Here is a 25,457-nt window from a genome sequence, read left to right as displayed (position 1 = left end):
CAAACGGAGAATGTACATGCGCATTGCGGTATTTGCAGGAGACGGGATCGGTCCCGAGGTCACCGAGCAGGCAGTGCGCGTTCTCAAGGCGCTTGAACTTCCCGGCCTCGAACTCGTCGAGGGCGATGTGGGCGGCGTCGCCTATCGCAAGCACGGCCACCCGCTGCCGGCCGAAACGCTGGAGACCGCGCGCTCTGCCGACGCGATCCTGTTCGGTGCGGTTGGCGATTTCTCGTGCGACCATCTGGAGCGCCACCTTCGCCCCGAACAGGCCATCCTGGGCCTGCGCAAGGAACTGGGCCTCTTCGCCAACTTGCGTCCGGCGCGCGTGTTCCCGGGTCTGGAAGACCTGACCACGCTGCGCGAGGAAGTCGCGGCCAAGATCGACCTGCTGATCGTGCGTGAGCTGAACGGTGACGTCTATTTCGGCGAGAAGGGCATCCGCACGCTGGAAGACGGCCGCCGCCAGGGCTGGGACATGATGTCCTATGCCGAGGACGAAGTGCGCCGCATTGCGCATGCCGGTTTCCAGGCGGCGATGACCCGTTCGAAAAAGCTCTGCTCGGTGGACAAGGCCAACGTCCTCGAAACCTCGCAGCTGTGGCGCGACGTGGTGATCGAGGTGTCCAAGGAATATCCCGAGGTCGAACTCAGCCACATGTACGTCGACAACGCGGCGATGCAGCTGGTGAAGAACCCCGGCCAGTTCGACGTGATCGTCACCGGCAACCTGTTCGGCGACATTCTTTCCGACCAGGCCTCGATGTGCGTGGGCTCCATCGGCCTGCTGGCATCGGCCAGCCTTGCCGAAGGCTCCTACGGCCTTTATGAGCCGATCCACGGTTCGGCGCCCGACATCGCCGGCAAGGGGCTTGCCAATCCAATGGCGACGATCCTTTCGGCAGCGATGCTGCTGCGTCACTCGCTCGGCCTTGAGGCCGAGGCGGTGCGGATCGAGGCTGCGGTGGCGAAGACGTTGGCCGATGGAATCAAGGGCGGCGACCTTGACGGTTCCGCCGGCACCCGCGAGATCGGGGACGCGGTTCTGGCCCGTCTGTAATCAGGCGTCTTTGATCGCCACTAAGGTTTCTTCAGGTTTACCACGTAAAACAGGGCGCATGAACATTACCCCTACCGATCTTGCAGAGGCCGTAGACGCAGCCACCGCTCAGGCATCCAAGCCGCTTGAGCTGGCTGTCGTCCTGCCGACCTACAACGAGCGCAAGAACCTTGCGACGATGATCGATCGTCTCGACAAGGCGCTCAAGGGCGTTTCGTGGGAAGCGATCTTCGTCGACGACAACAGCCCTGACGGTACTTCGGACGAGGCGCGCAACCTGTCGCTGCGCGATCCGCGCGTGCGCTGCATCCAGCGTATCGGCCGTCGCGGCCTTGCCAGCGCGGCGATCGAGGGCATGTGCTCCACCGCCGCGCCGGTGGTGGCGGTGATGGACGCGGATCACCAGCACGATCCCGAACTGCTGCCGCAGATGCTGAAGGCGATCGCCTCGGGCGAGTACGACCTTGCCTATGCCTCGCGCTTCGCCGAAGGCGCCAGCACTGAGGCATGGGGCCGTCCGGACCGCGTGAAGGCGTCCGGCATTGCCAACAAGATCGCCAACAAGGTCACCGGCGTCGATCTTAGCGACCCGATGAGCGGCTTCTTCATGCTGCCGACCAAGATTCTGCGGGCCGACGCGCATCGGCTTTCGGGCGTGGGCTTCAAGATCCTGCTCGACATTCTCGCCACGGTGGATACGCCGTTGCGGGTCAAGGAGTTTCCCCTTCACTTCGCCGCGCGCGCGGAAGGTGAGAGCAAGCTGGACAGGACGGTCGTGTTCGAATTCCTCGTTGGTCTTTACGACAAGTGGCTTGGCCGCTTCATTCCCACCCGTTTCGCACTGTTCGGCACCGTAGGCGGGCTGGGCGCGGTGCTGCACATGACCGTGCTGGCGCTGGTGCTCCACCTGTTCGGCGCGGAATTCGCGATGAGCCACTATCCCAAGGAAGTGGCGTTCATCACCGGCCAGACGATCGCGGCGATCGTGGCGATGACGTTCAACTTCGTTCTCAACAACGAATTGACCTATGCCGACAAGCGCCTGCGCGGTTTCGGCCCGCTGATGCGTGGCTGGGCCCAGTTCGCGCTGACTTGCGCCTTCGGCATGATCGCCAATATCGGCGCGTCGACCGCGCTGGTGCGCATCGGCTTCCATGACTACGCTGCCGCCATCATCGGCATCGTGCTGGCGTCGGTGTGGAACTTCGCGCTGTCGAACAAGTTCGTCTGGGGCAAGTACTGATCCCCGCAGGTTTCGCGCGGCACGGCGTGCCGCGCATCCAGACGGCGCTGCTGCTGCTTACCGCGGCGGCGGCGCTGTTCAGTCTTGTCGATACGCCGTTTCCGCGCCTGGCGCCCTTGCAGAACCTGCCGACGCTGGCGGTTCTGGCTGCGATAGGCTGGGCGCTGCGTCGCTGGCCGATGCCGACGAGTGCCATCGCGTGCCTATGCCTGTTCCTGATCCTGCACACGATCGGCGGACGCTACATCTATTCCTACGTTCCCTACGAGGATTGGGCCCGCGCTTTGGGCCTGCCGTCGCCGGCCGCCATGCTGGGGCTGGAGCGTAATTCGTGGGATCGATTGGTCCATTTCGCGTTCGGTGCGCTCTGGGTCCACCCGATCTCGGCATGGTTGGCGCGGCACAAGGGGCTGTCTCCGGCTCTGGCGACCTACATCGCGGTGGAGTTCGTGCTGGCGGGCAGCGCGCTCTACGAAATCTTCGAATGGCTGCTGACGGTGTTCATGGCCGGGCCTGACGCCATGGCCTACAACGGCCAGCAGGGCGATCCCTGGGATCCGCAAAAGGACATGGCGATGGCGGGACTCGGCGCGGTCTCTGCCGCGATCGTCCTGCGGGTGCGGGCGCGCTTTCGGTAGCTGCGGTGTCGCTGGTCGGCGGAACTAGAACGTTCGCCGGATAGGCTTTGAACCGGCCGCGACAATCCCGTTTCTTCCTTTCACGAACAGGTCCCTCTTCGGGCCGGGGAGAAGCGCATGATCTTTCATCTTTCCATAGACGCGCGCGATCCGCAGCGGGTGGCCGAAGTGCTGGCAGAGCTGCTGGGCGGCGAAGCGACGCCGTTTCCGCCGGTGGCCGAGGGGAGCTGGCTTGCGCACGCGGGCGACGAGCGCAACACGATGGTGGAGGTCTACCCGCGCGGCACCCAGCTGATCGAGGCGCCGGGCAAGGGCGAGTATATGGGCACGCCCGGTGCGCCGGGTGAGGGCGGGCTCAGCGCCACGCATTTCGCCATGGCAACGCAACTGGGTCCGGCTCAGATCTTCCTGATTGCCGCGCGAGAGGGCTGGCCGGCCAAATACTGCAAGCGCGGCGGCGCGTTCGGCGTGATCGAGCTTTGGATGGAAGGCAATCGCATGGTCGAGGTGCTGACGCCGGAGATGCAGGCCGAGTATCTCGCAGCGACGACGCTGCCGAACTGGAAGGCGATGCTTGCCCAGCGCGACGCGACGCACCGGATCATGGCGTGAGGTGCCCAACCGTTTTTTGTCTAGAGCGTAGCGTTTCCGAAAACACTCCGTCGCCCCCGCGAAGGCGGGGGTCCCGCTTGTTCTTTTTCGCGACGTTGCCGAAGGAAAGCGGGATCCCCGCCTTCGCGGGGATGACGAAACAGAGGTAGTGGGAAGGGAGGTGTAAACCCCTCAACGCCAGCTCGGCAGCCACATCCAGAAGTTGTAGGTCTCGTCCGTTGGCAGCGGCAGGCCCGAGATGATCGGGAAGAACAGCACGAACATCCCCAGCGTGACCGCCATCGACAGCGTCGCCAGATTGCGCCAACGGTCCTTGCGCTGCCACAGCGCCTCCAGCGCAAAGGCCAGCAGCGCCATCAGGAAGGCGCCCGGCAGCAGGTAGTGGTAGTAGAACTGCACCGGCTTGCCGTTCACAGCCCAGATCATCAGCGTGGCGGCATAGAGCACGCAGAAGGCGGCAATGTCGTTGCGGCGGCGGAACAGCGCGGCCCACAGGCCCCAGAAGAACGCCAGCAGCCCGGCCAGCATCGAGAAGGGATTGCCCAGCATCACGATGCCGCGATGGGCGCCGTCCACGTTCTTGAACAGATACCAGATCACCCGCCAATCGGCCGCCCACTGATACCAGAAGCTGCGGTAGGGGTGCGGCTTCTTCACGCTATCCTGAAGGCGGATCATCAGCTCATGCTGGCCGATGAAGTCGTAGGGAGAGAGCGTCAGGCGGGCGTAGAACATCGCGGGCGTGTAGGTGGCCCAATAGACGGCGAGAGGTAGCAGCCCCAGCCAGAACGCGGCTTCCACCAGCGAAACCCCCGGGATCGGCCCGGCGCGGCGCTGGCCCAGGAACTTCCACCCGGTCTCGCGAATGCGCAGCACCAGGAAGCACAGGCCCGGCATGATCAGCGCTGGCGCGCTACTCCATTTTGCCCCCAGCGAGAGGCCCATGGCGATGCCCGCCGCGGCCAGCCGCCCGCGCGCCGCGCCAGTGGTCTTGGCGTTCAGTGCAGCGGCGAACTGCCACAGGCCGACCATGCACATCGCCGCCTCCACCATGTCCAGCATGGCGATGCGGCTCTGCACGAACCACATGAAGTTGGTTGCCAGCAGCACGATCGCGGTGATCGTCGCCCGGCGGCGGTGCGAGGCGTGCCAGACCAGCCGACCGAAGGCGAACAGGCCGGCCGTGCCGAACAGCACCGGCCCCACGCGCCAGCCCGCCGGATTGTCGCCCAGATAGTGGATGAAGAAGGCGATGACTTCCTTGCCGAACAGCGGATGCTCGCGATTCGTGGGAATCAGGTCGAGCATCTTCAGCGCGGCGGGGACGTAGTGGACTTCGTCGAAATAATAGACGCTGGGCGTCGTGATCCGCCAGATCGCGAGGGCGAAGAACAGTCCGGTTACGGCAAGGCACCAGCCGAGCGGGTCACGGTCGTTGCGGGAAGCGTTCGGCAGCATTGAGGGCGCGGAATAAGGGGGATACGGGGCGACTGCAAGGCTACCTTGTGGGGTGTCACCGGCGCTTGCATCCTGCCTTCCGCAACCTTAGAGCCGTGGCCATGAAACGCACGACCGGACAGGACCGCAACCAGACCCGCAACTGGCGCCCCGCCACCCGCGCAATTCGCGGGGGAACCTGGCGCTCTGAAATGGGTGAGACCAGCGAAGCGCTGTTCCTCACCTCGGGCTATTCGTATGACGATGCCGCCACCGTTGCCGCCCGCTTCATGGGCGAGGACGACGGCATGACCTATTCGCGCCTCCAGAACCCGACCGTGCAGATGCTGGAAGAACGCATCGCCCTGCTCGAAGGCGCGGAAGCGTGCCGCACGCAGGCTTCGGGCATGGCGGCGATGACTGCCGCGCTGCTCTGCCAACTTTCGGCGGGCGACCACATGGTCTCCGCGCGCGCCGCCTTCGGATCGTGCCGCTGGCTGGGCGACAGCCTGCTGCCGCGCTTCGGCGTGGACGTGACCGTGGTGGACGCCACCGATCTTTCCGCCTGGGAAGCGGCGATCCGTCCCAACACCAAGGTATTCTTCTTCGAAACCCCGGCGAACCCGACGATGGACGTCGCCGATCTGGCCGCCATTGCCGAAATCGCCAAGGCGCACGGCATCACCACCGTGGTGGACAATGCTTTCTGCAGCCCGGCGCTCCAGCGCCCGTTGGAATTCGGCATCGACGTGGTGGCCTATTCCGCAACCAAGCTGATGGACGGGCAGGGCCGCGTGCTGGCCGGCGCCGTCTGCGGCAGCGAGGAATTCATCAACGACAAGCTGCTGCCGTTCCAGCGCAACACCGGGCCGAATCTCTCGCCGTTCAACGCCTGGGTGGTGTTGAAGGGACTTGAGACGCTGGACCTGCGCGCCAAGCGCCAGAGCGAGAACGCGCTGAAGGTGGGTCAGTTCGTCGCCGGCCGCGTGCCCAAGATTCTGCACCCCTGGCTGGACAGCCACCCGGCACAGGCGCTGGCGATGAAGCAGATGGATGCCTGCGGCCCGATCTTCAGCTTCGTGCTCGACGGCGGCCGCGCGCAGGCGCACGCGCTGCTCGACGCGCTGGAACTGGTCGACATTTCCAACAACATCGGCGACTCGCGCTCGCTGATGTGTCATCCTGCCTCCACGACCCACCACAACATGGGCCCGGAAGCGAGAGAGGCGATGGGAATCGGCGAAGGCATGCTGCGCATCAACGTCGGCCTGGAAGATCCGGACGACGTGATTGCGGACCTCGATCAGGCATTGGCGAAGGCGGGTCTCTGAACCCTACCGAACTTGGGCCCCAGCTCGGGACCGACGCCGCGGCGTTTCTCGCGGCGATCGTCGAATCAAGTGACGATGCCATTGTCGGCAAGTCGCTCGACGGCACGATCCTGAGCTGGAACCAGGCGGCCGAACGCATCTTCGGGTGGAGTGCCGAAGAAATCGTCGGCATGAACGTGCGCACGCTGATCCCGGAGGATCGGCAGGCAGAGGAAGACGCGATCATCGCCAGCATCACGCGCGGCGAACGCGTGCCCACGTTCGAGACGGTGCGCCGCCGCAAGGATGGCAGCCCAATCGATGTGGCGGTTACCGTGTCGCCGGTACGTGATGCGCAGGGCAAGGTCGTCGCCGCCAGCAAGATCGCTCGCGATATCGGGCCCAAGAAGCAGACCTTGCGGCGGTTGGAAGAAAGCGAGGCGCGCCTCAGCCTGCTGGCGGACAACATGTCGCAGCTCGCCTGGATCGCCGAAAGCGATGGCAAGGTCATCTGGCGAAACAAGCGCTGGTTCGACTACACCGGCACTACGCCGGAGGAGATGCAAGGCCTCGGCCGCCAGACGGTGCAGCATCCCGACCATATCGAATCCGTGACCGCGCGCTTTCACGAGCACCTCGCATCGGGTGAGGATTGGGAGGATACCTTCCCGCTGCGCGGTGCGAACGGAGAGTGGCGCTGGTTCCTCTCCCGCGCGACGCCGATTCGCGATATCGACGGCGCCGTCCTGTTCTGGTTCGGCACCAATACCGATGTGACCGAGATGCGCGATGCCGAACAGCGCATCGAACTGCTGCTTCAGGAAGTGAACCACCGCAGCAAGAACATGCTGGCGATCATCCAGTCACTGGCCCGGCGCACCGATATTGCCCGGCCCGATTTCCTCGAAAGGCTTGAACAGCGCATTCGCAGCCTGGCGGCCAATCAGGACTTGCTGGTGCGCCGGGCATGGTCGCATGTGCCGGTTTGCGAGATGGTCGATGTGCAACTGCAGGCGCTGGGAGATTTGCGGGCGCAGGTGGATTATACCGGGCCTGAGGTGATGCTGTCGCCCGGCGCTGCGGAGGCGCTGGCCATGGCCATCCATGAAATGGGCACCAACGCGCTCAAATACGGCGCGCTTTCCAGCGCCACGGGGCGCGTGGCGATCGTCTGGTCGGTCGTCCCGGCATGCGGAGATGATCCGACTTTTCGCATTTCGTGGCGCGAAAGCGGCGGCCCCGCGGTCGCAGCGCCTGAAAGACCTGGCTTCGGCACCCGCATCATCGTCGACGTGCCGCGCGTGAAGCTCGATGCCGTTGTCGAGATATCCTACGACCTGGCAGGTTTCACTTGGCAGCTTGAATGTCCCGTTTCGTCATTATCGTGATCCACCGATAATTTTCCTGCAATTTGCGGGAGCAGGGCAATGGGTCTAAGAGTTGCGTATAAGTCGTTAGCCGGTAAGGTTGGCCGTATCATGAAGGAATTGTTCCAACATAGCGCCATCACCGACGGGGTGACCGTTCGCGTCGCGGTGAACTTCCTGCCCGAGCAGTCTCGTATCGAGGCGGGCAAATGGTTCTGGGTCTACCACATCCGGATCGAAAACGATTCGGATGATACGCTCCAGCTCATGACGCGCCATTGGCGCATTACCGATGGCAACGGCGAAGTGAACCTTGTCGAGGGCGAAGGGGTGGTGGGCGAACAGCCGGTGATTCATCCCGGCCGCAGCCATGACTATGTTTCGGGTTGCCCGCTTTCCACGCCGCAGGGTTCGATGGAAGGGCACTACACCTTCGTGCGCGGCGACGGTACCGAGTTCGAGGCGCTGATTCCCTTCTTCCCGCTTGCCGCGCCCGCCCGCGTCGGCTGAGTCTTTCTGCCCGGCAGACTTCACCGTTGCCGCAGAAACGCCAAGCGCTTAGGGAAGCGCCATGAAGCGCACGCACTTGCCTCTCAATGCCCTGCGGGTCTTCGACGCCGCGGCACGTCATCTCTCGTTTACGCGCGCGGCGGACGAACTGGCGGTGACGCCGGCGGCGGTCGGCCAGCAAATTCGCGCGCTGGAAGACCTGCTGGGTGTCGTCCTGTTCCGCCGCACCAGCAAGGGCCTGGAACTGACCGAGGAAGCGGGCGCCGGCCTTTCGGCACTGCGCACCGGGTTCCTCCATTTCGAGGATGCCGTGCAGGCCATGCAGGCCGGCCAGTCCAGCCACGTCTACACCATCGCTGCCCCGCGTGAGTTCTTCGCCGCTTGGCTGGCGCCGCGCCTTGCCGCGTTCCGGGCCGAAAATCCGCAAGTGCGCTACGTGCTTGTCGATGGCGAATTGACCGACTTCACCGAAGCCAACCTCGACCTCGCCGTGCGCTGGACCGAGGGGCCGGACGATCTGGAAGGCGTGCGCCTTGGCGCGGCCGAATGGGTCGAAATGGGTGAGGGCGACTGGATCGGATGGCCGGGCGATCCCGCACCGGACAGTGACGAAGGTCCGGAAGCTGAGGACGCGAAGCCTGCGATCCAGCTTGCCGACGCCGGGCAGGCCGTTGCCGCTGCCGCCTCCGGCCTGGGCCGGGTGCGCGTTCCTGCGCTGCTGGCCGCAGGTCTGGCGGAAGGCAAGCGGATCAAGGTTGGTGCCAGCACCCCGTGCCGCCGCGCCTATTGGCTGGTCGCGCCGCTGCCGCAGTGGCGGCAGAAGAAGGTGAAGGCGCTGGTCGCCGCGCTGACCGAGGCCGACTAAGCCGGGGCTGGCGAATGACTTGAAGGGCGTGGTAGGTTCCGGCTGCATCAAGCTGGAGATTGCCATGTCCTTGATCGAAAACCCCTCCGACACGTCCGATACTTGCTGCCGCACCACACGTCGCAACGTGATCGGCGCCGTTGCCGCGCTGGCCGCAGCGCCGGCAATCGGCTTGGCTGCCGAGCCTACGGCGGCCGCGTCGGCGTCTCCCGAAACGCTTTCGCCCGATCAGGCGCTGAAGGAGATCATGGACGGCAACGCGCGGTTCGTTGCCGGGGCGCCCACCGCGCACACCAAGGACTTGGCCATTGTCAAGGCCCGCGCGGCCGAAGGGCAGTGGCCTATCGTCGGGGTACTATCCTGCGCCGATTCGCGGGTGCCGGTGGAGATGGTGTTCGACGAGCCGATCGGCCGCCTGTTCGTCACCCGCGTTGCCGGCAACATCACCACGCCGGAGATCATCGCCAGCTTGGAATACGGGATCGCCGTGCTGGGCATAAAGGCGGTGGTGGTGATGGGCCATTCGAACTGCGGTGCGGTGAAGGCGGCGATCGAGAACCCGGAAGTGCCCGGCCAGATCAGCGCGCTGTTTCCCGCAATCCTGCCGGCCGTCTACATGAGCGGCAGTGCGGACCCGATGGTGGTCACACGCCAGAATGCGGTGATCCAGGCAGCGACGCTGATCAATTCCTCCCCCGTGGTGGAAGGCAAAGTGAAGGCCGGTGAACTGAAGGTCGTCCCGGCGGTCTATGATGTCGCTACCGGCAAAGTGGAACTGCTGCCGATCCCGCCGGCAATGCGCATGAACAAATAGATGGAGCCGGGGACGGTTCGATCCCGTCCCCGGTTGCCATCCTCAGAAGCCGAGATCCTCGATCGGGCCGTCGAAATTGCCGCCCAGCTTGTGGATCGCCTGGGCCAGTTGTTCCTGCGGCACGCCCTTCAGGTAGCCGTCGATGATCCGCTGGTAGTTGCTGATCATCCCTTCCACGTCCTTCGACAGGCGCATGAATTCGAACCCGGTCGCATGCAGGCCCTTCTGCTGGATCGGGATGTTCGAATAGTCCTGACGCGGGATCGGCGGGAAGTCCGGGCTGTTATACGGCAGCACGGTGGCTTCCATCACCGTTTCGAAGTCCGTGTCCTCCGGCATGTACGTCAGCGACCAGATCTCGAAATAGCAGGATTCCGGCCCGGTCGGGCGGATGCGATAGGCCGACATCGAGGTGAAGTAGGGCAGCAGGAAGTAGTGCGGGAACAGGAATTCCACCGCCTTCACCGGATGGGTCTGCGCCACCGTGCAAAGGTCCGGCACCGGCTCGCCTCGCGCGGTCAGCTGCGCGGAGATCTGGTGCATGACGATGCCCAGCCAGTGGAACATGGCCATGTTCTGGTCTTCGGGCAGGCCTTCCTCGATACCGATCAACCCGCGCGCGATCTCCACTTCCTTTTCGTGGACCATGCCGGCCATGCCTTCGCTGAGCAGGGCCATGGAATTGACCTGCAACTCCTGGTTCTCGCGATAGGACAAGTGCGGTTCGGCCATGATCGGCACCGGGCCGCGCGGGCTCTTGTACATGGAATCGTACATCATCGGCGCGGCGTGCTGCAGCTGCGGGTGCGTCTGCATCACGTGGTAGCCTTCCATGAAGGCCTCCATCGCGACCTTCCAGTTGGCCGGCAGTTCGGCGCCATAGCACCATTCCGCGCGCATCTTGTCCAGATTGCGGGCTTCCAGGTTATCGGCGACAGGTCCCAGCGATTCCCGCACCGAAGGCGCATCGTCGTCATGGTTGATCCACACGCAGCCGATGAAGGTTTCCGCGCGGCAGGGGATCAGGTTGATGTCGTCCGGATTGAGCTGCCGGTCGGAGAACAGGTGCTTGCCGTAGACCTGCGTGGATTCGCCATCCATGTTCCAGCGCCAGCCGTGGAACGGGCAGACGAAGCCGGACTTCGTGCAGTTGCCGTGCGCATGGCCGGTGCCGCCCGCGAAGGGCACGCCGCGGTGGCGGCAGGCGTTGTGGAACGCCTTCACGCCGCTGGCGGTGCGCACGATGATGACGGACTTGCCGACATTCTCGTACTCGATCCAGTCGCCAACCTCGGGGATCTGTTCCTCGCGGCAGGCCATCTGCCAGACGTGCGGCCATAGGTGGTCCAGCTCCGCCTGATAGAAGTCGGCATCGTAGTAGCGCTTGACCGGGATCCGCTCAGGATCGTCGATCGGATAGGGGACGGTCCGCAGCCCGCCGTCGACAGATTTCAGCACTCCGACACCTCTCGGGTTATTCTTCATTCGTGTTGAACGAATGTACAACCCTGGGCGGGGCAGGCAATGGCCGGAGACGCAAGGCGCATCGCGGGCGCGCTAAGTGGGGACGGGGAGGGAGAGGCCGGAACCTCTCCCTGCCGACTTACTTCCGCAGCGGATCGAGGGCGGAGGCGCGGCGAACCGCCGCCGTCGGGCCAGCAGGTGCCTGCGATGCATCCATCGCCATCAGCGCGGCTATGCGCTTCTCGGTCGCCGGGTGGGTGGAGAACAAGTCCGACACGCCGGTAGGCACGATGTAGAGCTGCGCGGCGGCGGGATTGCGTTCCGACGCGACGCTGGGGATCGCCTGCGCCGGGCCTGCGATCTTGGCGAGCGCGGAGGCAAGGGCGCGGGGATTGCCGCTGATCTCTGCCCCGGCCCGGTCCGCGCTGAATTCGCGCGTGCGGCTGATTGCCATCTGCACGATCATCGCGGCGAACGGCGCCATCACGACGGCTGCCATTGCCACCATCGGGTTGGGCCTATTTTCACCATGACCACCGAAGAACATGCCGAAGTTGGCGATCATCGAAATCGCGCCGGCAATCGTCGCCACCATGGTCATGGTCAGCGTATCGCGGTTTTTCACATGGCCAAGCTCGTGCGCCATCACCGCCGCCACTTCGTCGCGCGTCAGCCGGTCGATCAGACCGGTGGTGGCGGCGACGGCGGCGTGTTCCGGATTGCGGCCGGTCGCAAAGGCGTTTGGGTTGGCGCTTTCGATCAGGTAGACGCGCGGCATCGGCAACTGTGCGCGGCGCGCCAGTTCGGCGACCAAGCCATAGAATTCCGGCGCGGAGCGGGCGTCCACCTCGCGCGCGTCGTGCATTTTCAGCACGATGCTGTCGGCGTTCCAGAAGGTGAACAGGTTCATGCCTGCCGCCACGATCAGCGCGATCATCGCGCCGCCACTGCCGCCGAACACATAGCCCAGGCCCATGAACAGCGCTGTCAGCGCCGCCAGCAGCATGGCCGTCTTCATCCCGTTCACTTCCTTAAACTCCTTGAAATCGTTGAATGTCGAATCTGGGTAGCACATCGCGGCTTTCAATATCCTGCATCGCCTGCGCGAATTGCTTCGGTCCATGCGCCTTCGGTGTCCCCAAGTGCGTCAATCCCCCCTAGGACCGCCGGAAAGAGGCTTTTTGGGGAGTTCACAGCCATGGCGTTCAAGACCCGCGTTACCGAGATGCTCGGCATCGAACATCCGATCGTGCAGGGCGGCATGCAGGGCGTGGGCCTGGCCGAACTGGCCAGCGCCGTGTCCAATGCGGGCGGCCTCGGCACGCTGACCGCGCTTACCCAGCCCAGCCCGCATGCGCTGCGTGAGGAGATCGAGCGCTGCCGGTCGATGACCGACAAGCCCTTCGCCGTGAACATCACCGTGTTCCCGACTCTGCTGCCGCCGGACTACAAGGCCTATGCACAGGCTGCGATCGATGGCGGCGTGAAGATCATCGAGACCGCCGGCACCCAGCAGGTGCGCGAGATCTGGGAAATGGTGAAGCCGCACGGCATCACCGTGCTGCACAAGTGCACCGCCGTCCGCCACGCGCTTTCGGCCGAGAAGCACGGCTGCGACATCATCTCGATCGACGGTTTCGAATGCGCCGGCCATCCGGGTGAGGACGATATTCCCGGCCTGATCCTGATCCCCTCTGCCGCGGACAAGGTGAAGATCCCGATGCTGGCCAGCGGCGGCTTCGGCGACGGGCGCGGCTTGGTCGCGGCGCTGGCCTTGGGTGCGGAGGGCATCAACATGGGCACCCGCTTCTGCGCCACGCAGGAGGCGCCGATCCACGACAACGTGAAGGCCAAGTACATCGAGAACGACGAGCGCGGCACCAACCTGATCTTCCGCAAGTTCAAGAACACCGCACGCGTCGGCAAGAACGGTGTGTCCGACGAAGTGGTCGAGATTTCCGCCCGCCCCGAATCGACTTTCGACGACATCAAGCACCTGGTCGCCGGCGCCGTTGGCCGCGAGCTGCTGCAGAGCGGCGATCTCACCAAGGGCATCTTCTGGGCCGGCATGGTGCAGGGGCTGATTCACGACCTGCCCACCTGCAAGGAACTGATCGATAGGATCGTTGCCGATGCGGAGGAAATCGTGAAAGGCCGGTTGGGACGGATGCTGGTCTGAGCCGGCACGGAACGGGACGGAGCGATGCCTGAAATGACTTACGAGAAGATCGTCTACAGCCTTGAGAACGGCGTCGCGCGGATCGCGATGAACGATCCGGCCACCCGCAATGCCGGCTCCGCCCAGATGGGTGAGGAACTGTTCGACGCCATGAACCGCGCCTCGTTCGAAGCGCGCGCGGTGGTGCTGACGGGCGAGGGCAAGGCGTTCTGCTCGGGCGCGAACCTGGGCGACGCGGCAGACATGCTGGCCGATCCGCGCCGTGACGTGGGCACGCTGCTGGACAGGCACTTCAACCCGGTGATCGTTGCCATGCGCGATATGGACCAGCCGGTCGTCACCGCCGTACGCGGTGCTGCGGCGGGCGTGGGCGCGGGCCTCGCCATGGCGGGTGACCTGATCCTGTGCGGTGAAAGCGGCTTTTTCCTGCAGGCCTTCCGGCATGTGGGGCTGGTGCCGGACGGCGGCTCCTCCTGGCTGCTGACCAAGGCCGTCGGCCGCGTGCGCGCCATGGAGATGATGCTGCTGGGTGAGCGGCTTCCGGCCGCCAAGGCGCTGGAATGGGGCCTGGTCAACCGCGTGGTGCCGGACGAGGAGCTGGACGCCGCTGCCATGGCGCTGGCGGGCGAGCTGGCGCAGGGCCCGTGGTCGCTGCGCCGGATCAAGCAGGTGGCCTGGGCGGCGACCGATTGCACCTTGGAGCAGGCGCTGACCAACGAACGCCTTGGCCAGCGCGATGCCTCCCGCACCGAGGATTTCGTGGAGGGCGTCACCGCCTTTTCCGAGAAGCGAGCGGCCGCGTTCAAGGGCTGCTGAGCGCAAGGTGGCTGAGTACAAGATGACGGGCAGGTTGACACGGTTGACACGGTTCAGGCCGAAAACTGTCACCTTGCGGCCTGAACCGTCACCTTGAGTGGCAAAGTGTAACCTTGTGCGCCGCGTAAGGCGGTCGGCGGGATAGCGCCGGGCAAGAGGCAAGGGCAGGGCGGCAAGCATCGGCCCAAGGATAGCGCGCGGGGCACGGTGTAGGAAAACGCCGCCTCCCGCCCCCCGCGCGCGACTGGGGAATGCCGGGATGCCCATCGAGGAACCTGCGGGTTTCACCCGATTTCGGTGCATCCCTTCGGCTGGATAGTCTGGTGGCCCCGCACTCGATGCGCCAGCGCCAAGGCTCTCGCCATGACCGACCTGGAAGCCCTGTTCCGGCACGGCCCGCCCCGCCGACTGGCGTACTTCGTGCGCGCCTCCCGCCCGCCGTTCGTCCGGCCGATGCCGCGCGTGCTGTTGGTGCTGGTGATCGGCTGGCTGCCGCTGTTCCTGCTGACTCTGCTGACGGCGCCGAATGACCTGCGCGATCTGCTTAACGACATCGCTGTGCACGCGCGGTATGCGGTGGCGACGCCGCTGCTGGTGGTTGCCTATGGTTCCTGCGGGCGGCGGCTGGGGCTGATCGCCGGCAATTTCGCCCGCGCCGGCCTGCTGGACGACCACGGCAAGCAGGTCCTGCGCGAACAACTTGCCGCCAGCCGCCGACTGCTCGACCTGCACGTGGTGGAAGTGGCCACGGTGATGCTGGCCTTTGCCGTGGCGATTGCGACCTTGAGCGGACTGACGATCAACGAGGATCTTGCCGCCTGGACGCGCGACCCTGGTGGGAAGGTCCTGTCGCTGGGCGGGTTCTGGCAGTTCGCGATCAGCCTGCCGCTGCTGCTGACGCTGCTGCTGGGCTGGTTCTGGCGCATCATGGTCTGGGCGCGTCTGCTGGCGCGCCTTTCGCGGCTGGACCTCAACCTGATCGCCTCGCACCCGGACCAGTGCGGCGGGCTGGGCTTTCTGGGGCAATCGTTGCGGGCCTATTCGGCGTTCGGCATGGCGCTGGGCACGATCGCGGCGGGGCGACTGGGGCATGACCACCTGCTCGGCACCTCGACCTCGTTTACCGATTGGCTGCTGGCGGGGGGAAGCCTTGCGCTGGTGGCCGTGCTTTGCCTGGGGCCGCTATGCGTGTTTTCGGGCGGGATGATGCAGACCTGGCGCTGGGGATCGATGGCCTATGGCGCGCTGGCGACGGACCTAGGCACGCGGCTGGAGACGACATGGCTGGGCCGGCAGCGATCGGCGGAACAGGAGGCGGCATCCAGAGAGCGGCCGGAGATACTCGAAGCGCCCGACTTCTCGGCCGCGGCGGACTTGTTCACGGTGACCGGCGGCGTGCAATCGATGCGCTTCGTGCCGGTGGATCCGCGCAGCGTGGTGGTCCTGACGGTCGCGACTTTGCTGCCGTTCGTGGCGGCGCTGTTTTTGACGATGCCTTTCAATGTCGTGATCGCGACGTTGAAGGGGCTGTTGGTTTGAGTTTTGGTGGTCTGAATTTGGATGGTCTTGGATGGTCTTGGATGGCCGCCGGACAGAGTGCTGTCGCCCTCGTCACCAATATCCCGTCATCCCCGCGTAGGCGGGGAGCCCGCTTGTTCTTCGATCCACAGCGCCGCGGCTCAAGAAAGCGGGGCCCCCGCCTTCGCGGGGGCGACGGAGTTTGGAGGCGATCAAGTAGACGGAGTGGCTGACCCTTATCGCTGGGTCGGATGACGATGGCGTAAGGCAACACCGATCCGGTCGGTCGGTCCGACCTGCTCAGACTCAGTTGGAGCAGGACGTGTCATCCTGCCTTTCGAGGCTCAGGGCCGGCGGCCCGGGAGGGCGGTCGGCCCGCCGACATCACCCCAAAAGCCGCCAGCGTCGATCAGATCGCCCCAGCCGCCCGCAATTCCGCCAACCGCTCCTCGCCGATGCCGATTTCCGCGAGCACTTCGGCGGTGTGTTCGCCCAGCATCGGCGGGGCCATGCGGATCGTTGCGGGGCTGGCCGACATCTTGGCGAGCGGGCTGGCGATCAGGTCCACCGTGCCGCTTTCCGCATAGGCATGCGGCGTCGTCGCGCGCAGTTCGCGGTGCTTGACCTGCTCATCCTCCCACACGTCCGCCAGTTCGTTGTAGCGCGCGGCGGGGATGCCGACGCCGTCCAGCATGTCCTGCATCTGGGTGACGGTGAAGCCGCTGCTCCAGGTGTTGATGATGTCCATCAGTTCGGCGCGGTTGGTCTTGCCGCGCTTCAGGTTGCTGTCGAAGCGCGGGTCGGTGAACAATTCGGGCTGCTCCATCAGCACGGTCAGGCGGCGATAGTGCTCGTCGGTGCCGGCGGTAAGGTAGATGATGCCGTCGGCGCAGCGCATCAGGTCCGCCGGGCCGCCGCCGTTGCCGCCGTTGCCAAGGCGGGGAGGGGCCTGGCCGCTGATCAGGTAGTCCTGCATGATGTGGCTGACCATCGCCACCGAGCTGTCGAGCAGGGCGATGTCGATGAACTGGCCCTCGCCGGTGCGGTTGCGGTACTGCAGCGCGCCCAGGATGGCGAGCGCGGTATTGTGGCCGGTCACGAAGTCTACCAGGCTGGGTCCGGTCTTCAGCGGTCCATTGCCGGGCTGGCCTTCGGGAATGCCGGTCACGGCCATCATGCCGCCGGTGGCCTGAAACAGCCCGTCATAGCCCGGCCGCGCGGCCATCGGGCCGGTCTGGCCGAAGCCGGTGACGGAGCAGTAGATCAGGCGCGGATTGATCTCTCGCAGGCTCTCGTAATCGAGGCCGAAGCGGCCCAGATCGCCCACTTTGTAATTCTCGATCAGCACATCCGCCGTCTTCACCAGTTCCTTGAGGATCGCCTGCCCTTCGGGCTTGGAATGGTTGAGCGTGATGGAGCGCTTGTTGCGGTTGGATACGGTGAAGAAGCTGGAATGGCGCGTCTCCACGCCGTCCTTGCCGGGCACCCATGAGAAGCCATAGCCGCGCCCGTCGTCACCCACGCCGGGGCGTTCGATCTTGATGACGTCGGCGCCAAGATCGCCAAGGATCTGCGCGCCCACGGGGGCGGCGAAGACGCGGCTCATGTCGATGACGCGGATGCCGGCCAAAGCTGAGTTTGGTGCGGCTTTATCGTTTGGGTTCGTGCTCATGATGGGCCCGACGCTAGACCCGCGTTCGGGGGCGGCCAAGGCGAGCGGGCCCGCTTATCGCAGCGACGATCAAGCATCGCTGCCGGCGTGGTCAGGCTTATCCGATGCGGCGAAAGCGCCTAGCCGGAAGCGAAGATTTATACGGGAGTATGCGATGAAGACGGCGATCATCACCGGCGCGGGCAGCGGCATCGGGCTGGAGACCGCGAAGATCCTCCATGCCGAAGGATACGCCATCGTCGGCGTCGGCCGCAGCAAGGACAAGCTGGCGACGCTGGAAGCCGCGATCGGCAATCCCGACCATGTACTGGCGATCAGTGCTGACCTTACCGATCCCGCCGCGCCGGCAGCGATCGTGAAGGCCACGCTGGAGCGGTTCGGCCGGATCGACGCGCTGGTGAACAACGCCGGCGTCGGCAGCCCCAAGCCGCTGGACGAGACCGACGACGAGACGCTGGACGACTTCCTCGACATCATGCTGGTCGCGCCGTTCCGGCTTTGCCGCGACGTGATCCCCCACCTTTCGCAAGGGGCCAGCGTGGTCAACGTCACCAGCACTTTCGCGCATATCGGCGGGCGGCGCGGCGGCGCCTATTCGGCGGCGAAGGGCGGCCTGAAGTCGCTGACCGAGCACATGGCCTGCGAATACGGCCCGCGCGGCATCCGCTCCAACTGCGTGGCACCGGGCGTGACGATGACCGACATGGTGCGTCACCGGTTCGAGGACGAGGGATTCAAGCGCGCCAATGTGGAGACGACGCCCTATCCGCGCCTCGCCTTGCCGGAGGACATCGCCAGCGTGATCGCGTTCCTATGCCTGCCGGGCAGCGAGATGATCAACGGCCAGTCGATCGTCGTCGATGGCGGCTGGACGGCGACCAAATACCTCAGCCCGCGCGTGACGCGCACCACCTGGGTTGAACCGGACGCGGATTGAAATATCGGGAAGGACAGGGCGCGATCGGCTTCGGCGTGATCGCGCTCACGCGCCGACCATGATTGCGCCGCCGCCTTTTCGCTTGGCACTGTAAAGCGCGGTGTCGGCCTGAACGAACAGCACTTCAGGATCCATCGACACGCGGCAGGGCACTTGGGCGATCCCCGCCGAAGCGCTCAACGGCAACAATTCGCGGCCCCAGGGCACCGGCGTCAACAGGTGCGGCATCCGGCGGCGCAGCATGCGGTCCGGCATCTCGATCTCGCCGGTGCGGTTCAGCAGCATGGCGAATTCATCGCCGCCGATCCGCGCGATCATGCGTGCTTCCGGGAAGGATTCGGACAGGCGCTGGGCGAAGGCGGCCAGGCAGGCGTCGCCCGCGACATGCCCCCAGCAATCGTTGACCTTCTTGAACGAATCGAGGTCGAACAGCACCAGCGTTCCCAGGTCCGCCAGCATCTGGTCGTCGGCCTGCCGGTCCAGGAAGTGCATTTCGAACAGCGCGCGGTTGGCGAGGCCGGTGACGGGATCGTTCTCTGCCATGTGGCGGAGGCGCTGCCAGCGGGCATGTTCCTCGGTCACGTCCTGCTTGGTGCCGAACAGTTCGACCGCGCGGCCATTTTCCATGCGCGCGGCAGCAGTCAGCCGCATCCATCGCAGTTCGCCGTCGGTGCGCCGGATCTGCGCGTCCATCGTGAAACCCGCGCCGGTGGCGATGGTGTGGGCGCGCAGGCGCTCCATCGTCTCGCGCGATTCGTCGCAATAGAGCGAGATGGCCTCTTGCCGGTCGATCCGCCGGTCGGCGGGCAGGCCGAACAGATCGAACACGCATTCGGTCCATGACAGGTTTTGCGTGGTAAGATCGCACGACCATGCGCCCAGCCCGATCAGGCGCGCTGCATTGGCGAACAGCATGGCGTCGGAACTGGCGGTGGGTCCGGTTTTCGAATCGGCTTTGGGCAGGGAGCCGATGGGCGAGTGGAGCAAGCGAATGTCCTCGGATGGGGGCAGCTATAGCGTGTCCGGGAAAGCACTCAAGTTAATAAACGGAAAAGGTAAATGCGGAATGACCGTCATCGACAGGCAAGCATGTCGCCGAGGCAGGCAAGCCGTGCCGATTGCCCGTTTGCACCTGTCCGCCGATAGTCGCGGCAAAGTGGCAAGGGAGAGCAGACCATGATCCGGGGCATCCACCATGTGGGCGTCAATTGCCGCGATATCGGCCGCATGAAGCGCTTCTATTGCGAGGCTTTCGGGTTCGAACCGGTGGATGACGGCTTCGGCTGGGCGGAAGAGCCGGTGATGGACCTGATCGTGGACGTGCCCGGCTCCGCCGCGAAAGGCGTGATGCTGCGCGCGGGGCAATGCTATCTGGAACTGTTCGAATATTCCGCGCCGCCATCGGATATAGAGCGGCCTTTGCGCCCCAACGATCGCGGCTACACCCACATGTGCATCGATGTGACCGATATCGAAAGCGACATCGTCCATCTCAAAGCCTGCGGCATGACCTTCAACGACCGCGACTTCGTGGACGTGGGCCACGTCCGCACGCTCTATGGCTACGATCCTGAGGGCAATGTGATCGAAGTGCAGCAGTGCATGCCGGCGAATGGCTTCACGCTGGAGGAATTGCGCGCCGGCAAGGGAACCGTCAGCGCGGGATAGCCGCTTGGGCGGCGAGGTCCGCCCGCGCGGCTTCGCCGATCGGCGCCACCGATGCGCGCAGGACCGGCCTCGCCTGCGCCACGGTTTCCGGCGACGGGGCAGAGGCGGCGCCGGCCAGCCGCATTACCGCGTCATGCCCCAGCCGGTCCCATGGCACGTGAACCGATGCGAGGGGCGGCACGGTCATCGTCGCCAGCGGCGTATCGTCGAACCCGGCGACCGAGAGTGCGCCGGGCACCGCGATCCCCATTCCGGCGGCGGCGGCAAGCGCGCCTGCGGCCATCTCGTCATTGCAGGCGACGATGGCGGTGGGGCGCGGGCTCAGTTCCAGCAGCAGGCATGCCGCCTCCATGCCGGAGGTGAAGGAATTGTCTCCGGACGCGACCAACCATGGCCCGCGGTTCAGCCCGCGTGAGGCTAGCGCGTCCTGATAGCCCAGTTCGCGTTGCCGGGCGGCGCGGGAGTCCTCCGGACCGCCGATCAGGCCGATCCGGCGATGGCCGTTGTCCAGCAGCCAGCGGACGAGATCGGCCATGGCCGTGCGCGCGGTGCCATCCGCCGCCGAATCGCCACCATCATGGCCAAGCCGGATGCACCGCGTGCCCGCCGCGTCGCACACCGCGGCAAGATCCCCGCGTTCGGACAGCGGCGGCAACAGCACCACCCCGGCCGGCGCATGGCGGTCCAGAAAGGCGCGTAATTCCGCCGTTCCGCCGCGTCGAAGCGGAAGCAACACCAGCGCCAGTTCGCTGCCCTCCATCGCGCGCAGCATGCCGGTTTCCACCGCTTCCCTGACGCCGCGATCCGATCCGTCATGAACCAGCGCGACAAGGAAGCTGCGTCGCAGCGCCAGCGCGCGGGCCTGGGCATTGGGCACGAAGCCAAGCTGCGCGATCGCCGCCTCCACCCGGGCGCGCATCGCCGCGCTGACGTCGGGCGAATTGTTGATGAAGCGGCTGATCGTCTTCTTCGAAACGCCGGCAATCCGGGCGACATCGTCCATCGTCGGGCGTGGAGTGAGCGGCGTCATGCGGCCATGATGGCGGTGGTCGGGCGCCATCCCAAGATCAGTTCGATCCGTTTCGGATTGATCGGATTCCGTCCCGCGATTGCACCGTCCGGGCGAGGCCGCGCGGCAAACGCGACGGAATGATACAACCCCGTCATTGCGGAAAAGCGCGGAAATCCCTAAGTGGGCGCCAGCATGAATGCTTTGTGAGCTGCGTTCCCGCTGTGTGGAACCGCCCCTTCCCACTGGAGTATGATGAAGCCCGCCCCGTCGCAACGCCACTATGGAATGGATTGGCTGCGCGTTGGCGCCTTCGTCCTGCTGATCTTCTACCATGTCGGTTTTTCGTTCACGCCGTGGGGTTTCCAGACCCCCACGCGCGGTGTGGTGGGCTGGGCGGAAATCCCGCTGCTGGGCCTCAGCGCCTGGCGTCTGGCGCTGCTATTCGCGATTTCCGGCTATGCCAGCGCGGCGCTGCTGAAGAAGGATGGCAACAACCGCGTCTTCCTGAAAAGCCGCTTGTTGCGCCTTGGCATTCCGCTGCTGTTCGGCCTGACGGTCGTGGTGCCGCCGCAGCCCTACATGGGGCTGATCAACAGCGGCTACGAGCACGGCTACGGCTACTTCCTGTTCCATGACGCCTTCAGCTTCCGCAAGGTTGGCTACGAAGACCTGCCGGCGACCATGCACTTATGGTTCGTCATCTACCTCCTCGTCTACACGCTGGTGCTTTGCACGGGGCTGATGTTCCTGCCCGATGCGTGGCGGGCGTGGATGCGGGAAAAGGCGGAAAAGCTGCTGTTCGGCCCGTTGATGCTGCCGCTGGGCATCGTGCTGATCTTCGGCATCCGCATGTTCTACGATGGTTGGACGGACATCCACAGCCTGTTCGTGGACCGCGCGGCGCACCTTCATTACTTCGGCATGTTCCTCTACGGCTTCCTGCTACGCGGGTCCGAGCCGATGCGCCAGGCGATCGCGAAGCAGTGGAAGGCGGCGCTGGTGCTGGGCGTGCTGGGCTATGCCTGGGTGATCGGCGATACGTTGCTCTGGCCCGGCAACACGCCGACCCCGGCCGAGTGGGAGCAGCCGCTTTCGTTCGCCAAGTCGGTCCAGTGCTGGGGCACGGTGATCGCGCTGTTCGGCATTGCCGATCGCTACTGGAACTTCGACAACAAGTGGCGCGCCACTTTGGTGGAGGCGGTGTTCCCGATCTACATCGCGCACCAGACGGTGATGGTCTTCGTCAGCTATGCCATCCGCGACATGGGCCTGACCGCGCTGCCGGAATTCCTGACGCTGTGCTTCACCGTGGCGGCGGGATCGTGGATATTCTACCTCGTCGGCCGAGAGATCGGTCCGCTGCGTCCGCTGATCGGCCTGAAGCGCCACCGCGCGCCGCGCAAGATGGCGGAGACGGTTGCGGTTTCGACGGCGGCTTGAGGTGGTTTAGAGGCGGTCATCGTCTCTGTCTGGCGCGCATTGCTAGCCGACACATTCGTCTCCGAACAACAAACCCGTCGCCCCCGCGCAGGCGGGGGCCCCGCTTTCTTGAGCCACAGCGCTATGGAGCGAAGAAGAAGCGGGATCCCCGCCTGCGCGGGGGCGACGAGGTTATTTGTTGCAGGCCAGTGGCCGCCCGATGGGAGAAGCCACCCGGCTGAGGTCGCGGCGAAACTCGAAATCCCCCGGCCTCGCAGGAGGAGAGCCTGCGAGGCCGGAAGGTCGATCAATCCCGCGCCAACAGCAGCGCCGCCGCCATCGGGCCGCCGCCCGAAGTCGCCACCGCCACCTTCGGATCGCCTGCGATCTGCCGCCCGGTGGCTGTGCCGCGAAGCTGGTTCACCGCCTCATGCGCGAAGCCGAAGCCGTGCAGGCGCCCGGCGCCAAGCTGGCCGCCGAAGGTATTGAGCGGCAGTTCGCCATCCAGCGCGATCCGCGTGCCGCCCTCGATGAACTTGCCGCCTTCGCCTTTCTCGCAGAAGCCCAGGCCTTCCAGCCAGGTGATCGGTAGGAACGCGAAACCGTCGTAGAACTGGGCGGTGTCCACGTCCTTCACTGCGTAATCGGTGCGGGTCCAGAGGTCCGCGCCGGTCTCATAGGCGGCGGGCCATTCGACCTGATCCCACGAGTAGCGATCGACCGATCCGGACATGGCGGCCACGCGCACAGGCGTGGTTTTGACGTCGCCCAGCGCATCTCCGGCCGAGACGATCACCACGGTGGAGGCATCGGAGAAGCGGTCGCAATCGTAGAGGCACAGCGGCGTGGTGATCATTCTTGCGGACATGTACTTGTCCAGCGTCAGCTCTTCCTTGGTGATCGCCCTTGCGCGCGGGTTGCGCATGGCGTTCTTCGATCCGTTGATGGCGATCTGGCCAAGCTGTTCGCGCGTCAGGCCATAGCGATGCATGTGCCGTGCCGCGTATTGCGCGGTCCAGCAGGCGGCGGAGGTGGCCCAGAACGGGCTGGTCCACTGCGAGGAGCCAGTGACGGTATCCTGCCGTGCGCCGGACATATACGTGCCCGGATCGGCCATGCCGCCGGCCTCGTACACGGTGCGGAAACAGATCGCGTGGCGGACGAGGCCCTGCTTCACCGCCATCACCGCCGCGCCGATGGCGGCAAGCTGGGCGGGTTGTTCGGCAGCGCCGAGGTGCCATTTGGACTTGATGCCCAGCACTTCGATCAGATCGTCGCTGCTGACGGGGGAGAAGGCGGTGTAGCCGTTCATCTTGCCGGGGTAAGTGAACACGCCGTCGATCTGCGAGAGCGTTAGCCCCGCGTCGTCCAGCGCCTCGCGCACGGCATCGACCGTCAGCAGCAGCGGATGGCGCGGCAGGCGCACGCCGACTTCGGACTGGCCGAGGCCGGTGATATAGGCTTCCTTGCTGGCCATCGGATCAGTCCGCCTTTTCGAAGAGGGGGTAGAAAATGCCGTCCTGCTCTTCGAACACGACGCGGACCTTGTCCTCGAAATCGACGGCGTCGACGGGGCAGTTCACGATGTTGGTGGTCAGGTAGACCCCCGGCGCGCCGTCCAGTTTCACGCGGGCGATCACGTAGGGCACTTCCAGATCCTTGGCCCAGGGCTGGTGGTTCACCGTGAAGCTGTCGATCGTGCCGGTGCCGGGCACCGCGTGGGGCGCAATGTTTTCGGACTGGCAATGGCGGCAAAGCAGACGCGGGGGATGCGTGAACTCACCGCAATCGCCGCACTTCACGATGTTCAGCTTGCCTTCGCTGCCGCCCGTCCAGAACGCGGTGTTCTCCTGGTCCAGCTTCGGCCTTGGCCGCGGTGGATTCATCGTATCTCTCCCAATTCGTTGGGATGAGAAGTCCGGCGCAGGCGCTCTCGCGTCAAGGCGGGGGCGGGATTGATCGTGACGGCGCTTCAATGGGCGTTTCACGACACGGCGGGCATGATCTCCTCGGCGATCCACTGGGTGTAATCGCGATAGGCCTCGATGCCGGAAAGCGGCGGAATCGGGATCGAACTCCAGGTAACGCCAAGGTCCGCCAGTTCGCCGAGGCGGGCGATCAGTTCCTCTTTCGACTGGCCGGGGCGGGCGCGGGGATCGGCATCCAGCACCTTGTGCCCCTCGCCGACGCGGGCGGTGGAAATGCCGTAGAATACGTCCGAGAGCTGCCCGTTGTAGTCGGGCTGGGAGCGGATGAAGTCCAGCCGCTGTGGGATCGTCTCCGGCTTGGTGAGGAACGGCCACCAGCCTTGCGCATGGCGCGCGGTGCGCTTCAGCACGGCGTCGGCGTCGCCACCGAACCACACCGGGATATGCGGTTTCTGCACCGGCTTGGGTTCGAAAGCGACATCGCGGAAGGAGACGTACTTGCCCTCGAACTCCGGGTTTTCCTGAGTCCAGAGCGCGAGGATGGCCTGGATGTACTCGTCTGCCATGGCCCCGCGTTCGTGGAACGGGATGCCGAGCAGGGCGAATTCCTCCTCCAGCCAGCCGACCGCGAAAGTGATCGTCACGCGGCCGGAGGAGAGCCAGTCCATCGTCGCCAGCGCCTTGGCCGTGACGATCGGATGCTGCGCTGGGAGGATGGCAATGCAGGAGTTGACCCGCACACGCTCGGTCGCGCCGGCGAAGTGGCTCATCGCGGTGTAGGCGTTGAAGTAGAACGGGCCGGAGAGATCGACATGGGCCTTGGGGATCACGTGATGCTCGGGCACCGCGATCATCTCGAAGCCCAGCTTTTCCGCCCATTTGGCGAGCGCGGTCTGGTCGGCGCCGGTTACGGCGGTCTCCCAGGGCTGCATCGTCGCCTTTAGTTCCAGCATGTGCGGCATCGCGAATGCGAGTTTCATTGGATCCC

General features: G+C 65.2%; 24 protein-coding genes. 15 read left to right on the top strand and 9 right to left on the bottom strand.

Going from position 1 to position 25,457, the window contains the following annotated elements:
• The first annotated feature begins 16 nt into the window (after positions 1 to 16).
• The 4 genes from leuB (at position 17) to WBP07_RS08590 (ending at position 3,553) form a co-directional block, all read left to right on the top strand.
• A complete protein-coding gene (gene leuB, locus WBP07_RS08605) occupies positions 17 to 1,060 on the top strand; it encodes a 3-isopropylmalate dehydrogenase (RefSeq protein WP_395395524.1) in 1,044 nt (347 codons plus the stop codon).
• Between the two features lie 58 nt (positions 1,061 to 1,118).
• Entirely contained in the window at positions 1,119 to 2,303 is a 1,185-nt protein-coding gene (locus tag WBP07_RS08600) for a glycosyltransferase (RefSeq protein WP_395395522.1), read from the top strand.
• Positions 2,258 to 2,941: a DUF2238 domain-containing protein gene (locus tag WBP07_RS08595; RefSeq protein WP_395395520.1), complete on the top strand. Its 684-nt coding sequence runs from the start codon at positions 2,258 to 2,260 to the stop codon at positions 2,939 to 2,941. The genes WBP07_RS08600 and WBP07_RS08595 overlap by 46 nt, the downstream gene beginning before the upstream one ends.
• A gap of 117 nt (positions 2,942 to 3,058) precedes the next feature.
• A complete protein-coding gene (locus WBP07_RS08590; protein WP_395395518.1) occupies positions 3,059 to 3,553 on the top strand; it encodes a hypothetical protein in 495 nt (164 codons plus the stop codon).
• Positions 3,554 to 3,724: 171 nt separating this feature from the next.
• On the opposite strand, the gene WBP07_RS08585 is transcribed toward WBP07_RS08590, so the two are convergent.
• Positions 3,725 to 5,011 (bottom strand): phospholipid carrier-dependent glycosyltransferase, encoded by a 1,287-nt coding sequence (locus WBP07_RS08585; RefSeq protein ID WP_395395516.1) that lies wholly within the window; start codon positions 5,009 to 5,011, stop codon positions 3,725 to 3,727.
• 101 nt (positions 5,012 to 5,112) lie between these two features.
• On the opposite strand from WBP07_RS08585, the gene WBP07_RS08580 reads away from it, so the two are divergent.
• The 5 genes from WBP07_RS08580 to WBP07_RS08560 all read left to right on the top strand — a co-directional run bounded on the left by WBP07_RS08580 (position 5,113) and on the right by WBP07_RS08560 (position 9,856).
• The gene (locus tag WBP07_RS08580; RefSeq protein ID WP_395395514.1) at positions 5,113 to 6,321 is read left to right on the top strand and encodes a trans-sulfuration enzyme family protein; all 1,209 of its coding nucleotides are present in this window, start codon (positions 5,113 to 5,115) and stop codon (positions 6,319 to 6,321) included.
• Positions 6,300 to 7,688, top strand: coding sequence for a PAS domain S-box protein (locus tag WBP07_RS08575; protein ID WP_395395760.1), 1,389 nt, complete (start codon positions 6,300 to 6,302; stop codon positions 7,686 to 7,688). The genes WBP07_RS08580 and WBP07_RS08575 overlap by 22 nt, the downstream gene beginning before the upstream one ends.
• A 90-nt stretch (positions 7,689 to 7,778) precedes the next feature.
• Positions 7,779 to 8,177: a Co2+/Mg2+ efflux protein ApaG gene (apaG, locus tag WBP07_RS08570; protein ID WP_395395512.1), complete on the top strand. Its 399-nt coding sequence runs from the start codon at positions 7,779 to 7,781 to the stop codon at positions 8,175 to 8,177.
• 61 nt (positions 8,178 to 8,238) lie between these two features.
• The gene (locus tag WBP07_RS08565; protein WP_395395511.1) at positions 8,239 to 9,042 is read left to right on the top strand and encodes a LysR family transcriptional regulator; all 804 of its coding nucleotides are present in this window, start codon (positions 8,239 to 8,241) and stop codon (positions 9,040 to 9,042) included.
• A gap of 64 nt (positions 9,043 to 9,106) precedes the next feature.
• On the top strand, positions 9,107 to 9,856 hold the full coding sequence (locus WBP07_RS08560) for a carbonic anhydrase (RefSeq protein WP_395395509.1): 750 nt from the start codon (positions 9,107 to 9,109) through the stop codon (positions 9,854 to 9,856).
• Positions 9,857 to 9,898: 42 nt separating this feature from the next.
• Here WBP07_RS08560 and WBP07_RS08555 read toward each other — a convergent pair whose 3' ends face one another.
• Both WBP07_RS08555 and htpX read right to left on the bottom strand, forming a co-directional pair.
• Entirely contained in the window at positions 9,899 to 11,314 is a 1,416-nt protein-coding gene (locus WBP07_RS08555) for an SRPBCC family protein (protein WP_395395508.1), read from the bottom strand.
• A 145-nt stretch (positions 11,315 to 11,459) separates the two neighbouring features.
• Entirely contained in the window at positions 11,460 to 12,347 is an 888-nt protein-coding gene (gene htpX / locus WBP07_RS08550) for a zinc metalloprotease HtpX (RefSeq protein ID WP_395395759.1), read from the bottom strand.
• Between the two features lie 171 nt (positions 12,348 to 12,518).
• Here htpX and WBP07_RS08545 point away from each other — a divergent pair, with 171 nt between their 5' ends.
• The 3 genes from WBP07_RS08545 (at position 12,519) to WBP07_RS08535 (ending at position 15,854) form a co-directional block, all read left to right on the top strand.
• Positions 12,519 to 13,499 (top strand): NAD(P)H-dependent flavin oxidoreductase, encoded by a 981-nt coding sequence (locus WBP07_RS08545; RefSeq protein ID WP_395332253.1) that lies wholly within the window; start codon positions 12,519 to 12,521, stop codon positions 13,497 to 13,499.
• A gap of 24 nt (positions 13,500 to 13,523) precedes the next feature.
• Positions 13,524 to 14,315: an enoyl-CoA hydratase-related protein gene (locus WBP07_RS08540; protein ID WP_395395507.1), complete on the top strand. Its 792-nt coding sequence runs from the start codon at positions 13,524 to 13,526 to the stop codon at positions 14,313 to 14,315.
• Between the two features lie 363 nt (positions 14,316 to 14,678).
• Positions 14,679 to 15,854, top strand: coding sequence for a hypothetical protein (locus WBP07_RS08535; protein ID WP_395395506.1), 1,176 nt, complete (start codon positions 14,679 to 14,681; stop codon positions 15,852 to 15,854).
• Between the two features lie 388 nt (positions 15,855 to 16,242).
• Here WBP07_RS08535 and WBP07_RS08530 read toward each other — a convergent pair whose 3' ends face one another.
• Positions 16,243 to 17,463: a CaiB/BaiF CoA transferase family protein gene (locus WBP07_RS08530; RefSeq protein ID WP_395395505.1), complete on the bottom strand. Its 1,221-nt coding sequence runs from the start codon at positions 17,461 to 17,463 to the stop codon at positions 16,243 to 16,245.
• Between the two features lie 196 nt (positions 17,464 to 17,659).
• Here WBP07_RS08530 and WBP07_RS08525 point away from each other — a divergent pair, with 196 nt between their 5' ends.
• Positions 17,660 to 18,442 (top strand): SDR family NAD(P)-dependent oxidoreductase, encoded by a 783-nt coding sequence (locus WBP07_RS08525; protein WP_395395504.1) that lies wholly within the window; start codon positions 17,660 to 17,662, stop codon positions 18,440 to 18,442.
• A 45-nt stretch (positions 18,443 to 18,487) separates the two neighbouring features.
• Here WBP07_RS08525 and WBP07_RS08520 read toward each other — a convergent pair whose 3' ends face one another.
• Positions 18,488 to 19,429, bottom strand: coding sequence for a GGDEF domain-containing protein (locus WBP07_RS08520; RefSeq protein ID WP_395395503.1), 942 nt, complete (start codon positions 19,427 to 19,429; stop codon positions 18,488 to 18,490).
• Between the two features lie 189 nt (positions 19,430 to 19,618).
• Between WBP07_RS08520 and WBP07_RS08515 the strand changes: the two genes are divergently transcribed.
• Entirely contained in the window at positions 19,619 to 20,110 is a 492-nt protein-coding gene (locus tag WBP07_RS08515; protein ID WP_395395502.1) for a VOC family protein, read from the top strand.
• On the opposite strand, the gene WBP07_RS08510 is transcribed toward WBP07_RS08515, so the two are convergent.
• Positions 20,097 to 21,170: a LacI family DNA-binding transcriptional regulator gene (locus WBP07_RS08510; protein ID WP_395395501.1), complete on the bottom strand. Its 1,074-nt coding sequence runs from the start codon at positions 21,168 to 21,170 to the stop codon at positions 20,097 to 20,099. The two genes, WBP07_RS08515 and WBP07_RS08510, sit on opposite strands and share 14 nt — an antisense overlap.
• Before the next feature lie 237 nt (positions 21,171 to 21,407).
• Here WBP07_RS08510 and WBP07_RS08505 point away from each other — a divergent pair, with 237 nt between their 5' ends.
• Positions 21,408 to 22,562 carry an acyltransferase gene (locus tag WBP07_RS08505; protein WP_395395499.1) on the top strand — a complete coding sequence of 385 codons (1,155 nt, stop codon included), beginning with the start codon at positions 21,408 to 21,410 and terminating at the stop codon, positions 22,560 to 22,562.
• A 286-nt stretch (positions 22,563 to 22,848) separates the two neighbouring features.
• Here WBP07_RS08505 and WBP07_RS08500 read toward each other — a convergent pair whose 3' ends face one another.
• The 3 genes from WBP07_RS08500 to WBP07_RS08490 form a co-directional block, all read right to left on the bottom strand.
• Positions 22,849 to 24,018 (bottom strand): thiolase family protein, encoded by a 1,170-nt coding sequence (locus tag WBP07_RS08500; protein ID WP_395395497.1) that lies wholly within the window; start codon positions 24,016 to 24,018, stop codon positions 22,849 to 22,851.
• 4 nt (positions 24,019 to 24,022) lie between these two features.
• Positions 24,023 to 24,427 (bottom strand): Zn-ribbon domain-containing OB-fold protein, encoded by a 405-nt coding sequence (locus WBP07_RS08495; RefSeq protein ID WP_395332275.1) that lies wholly within the window; start codon positions 24,425 to 24,427, stop codon positions 24,023 to 24,025.
• A 98-nt stretch (positions 24,428 to 24,525) separates the two neighbouring features.
• Complete coding sequence (locus tag WBP07_RS08490) at positions 24,526 to 25,449, bottom strand: TIGR03619 family F420-dependent LLM class oxidoreductase (RefSeq protein WP_395395496.1); 924 nt, start codon at positions 25,447 to 25,449, stop codon at positions 24,526 to 24,528.
• Between the last annotated feature and the right edge of the window lie 8 nt (positions 25,450 to 25,457).

It is taken from the genome of Novosphingobium oxfordense (assembly GCF_044029435.1).
In the GTDB taxonomy this organism is placed as follows: Bacteria; Pseudomonadota; Alphaproteobacteria; order Sphingomonadales; family Sphingomonadaceae; genus Novosphingobium.
The sequence above is the reverse complement of the archived record's forward strand: the minus strand, read 5'-3'. Positions and strand labels throughout refer to the sequence as shown.

Excerpts from the sequence above, each read along its gene's own strand:
- leuB (WP_395395524.1), top strand. The coding sequence starts at position 17 with ATGCGCATTGCGGTATTTGCAGGAGACGGGATCGGTCCCGAGGTCACC.
- WBP07_RS08600 (WP_395395522.1), top strand. The coding sequence starts at position 1,119 with ATGAACATTACCCCTACCGATCTTGCAGAGGCCGTAGACGCAGCCACC.
- WBP07_RS08590 (WP_395395518.1), top strand. The coding sequence starts at position 3,059 with ATGATCTTTCATCTTTCCATAGACGCGCGCGATCCGCAGCGGGTGGCC.
- WBP07_RS08585 (WP_395395516.1), bottom strand. The coding sequence starts at position 5,011 with ATGCTGCCGAACGCTTCCCGCAACGACCGTGACCCGCTCGGCTGGTGC.
- WBP07_RS08580 (WP_395395514.1), top strand. The coding sequence starts at position 5,113 with ATGAAACGCACGACCGGACAGGACCGCAACCAGACCCGCAACTGGCGC.
- apaG (WP_395395512.1), top strand. The coding sequence starts at position 7,779 with ATGAAGGAATTGTTCCAACATAGCGCCATCACCGACGGGGTGACCGTT.
- WBP07_RS08565 (WP_395395511.1), top strand. The coding sequence starts at position 8,239 with ATGAAGCGCACGCACTTGCCTCTCAATGCCCTGCGGGTCTTCGACGCC.
- WBP07_RS08560 (WP_395395509.1), top strand. The coding sequence starts at position 9,107 with ATGTCCTTGATCGAAAACCCCTCCGACACGTCCGATACTTGCTGCCGC.
- WBP07_RS08545 (WP_395332253.1), top strand. The coding sequence starts at position 12,519 with ATGGCGTTCAAGACCCGCGTTACCGAGATGCTCGGCATCGAACATCCG.
- WBP07_RS08540 (WP_395395507.1), top strand. The coding sequence starts at position 13,524 with ATGCCTGAAATGACTTACGAGAAGATCGTCTACAGCCTTGAGAACGGC.
- WBP07_RS08535 (WP_395395506.1), top strand. The coding sequence starts at position 14,679 with ATGACCGACCTGGAAGCCCTGTTCCGGCACGGCCCGCCCCGCCGACTG.
- WBP07_RS08525 (WP_395395504.1), top strand. The coding sequence starts at position 17,660 with ATGAAGACGGCGATCATCACCGGCGCGGGCAGCGGCATCGGGCTGGAG.
- WBP07_RS08515 (WP_395395502.1), top strand. The coding sequence starts at position 19,619 with ATGATCCGGGGCATCCACCATGTGGGCGTCAATTGCCGCGATATCGGC.
- WBP07_RS08510 (WP_395395501.1), bottom strand. The coding sequence starts at position 21,170 with ATGGCGCCCGACCACCGCCATCATGGCCGCATGACGCCGCTCACTCCA.
- WBP07_RS08505 (WP_395395499.1), top strand. The coding sequence starts at position 21,408 with ATGGATTGGCTGCGCGTTGGCGCCTTCGTCCTGCTGATCTTCTACCAT.
- WBP07_RS08500 (WP_395395497.1), bottom strand. The coding sequence starts at position 24,018 with ATGGCCAGCAAGGAAGCCTATATCACCGGCCTCGGCCAGTCCGAAGTC.
- WBP07_RS08495 (WP_395332275.1), bottom strand. The coding sequence starts at position 24,427 with ATGAATCCACCGCGGCCAAGGCCGAAGCTGGACCAGGAGAACACCGCG.
- WBP07_RS08490 (WP_395395496.1), bottom strand. The coding sequence starts at position 25,449 with ATGAAACTCGCATTCGCGATGCCGCACATGCTGGAACTAAAGGCGACG.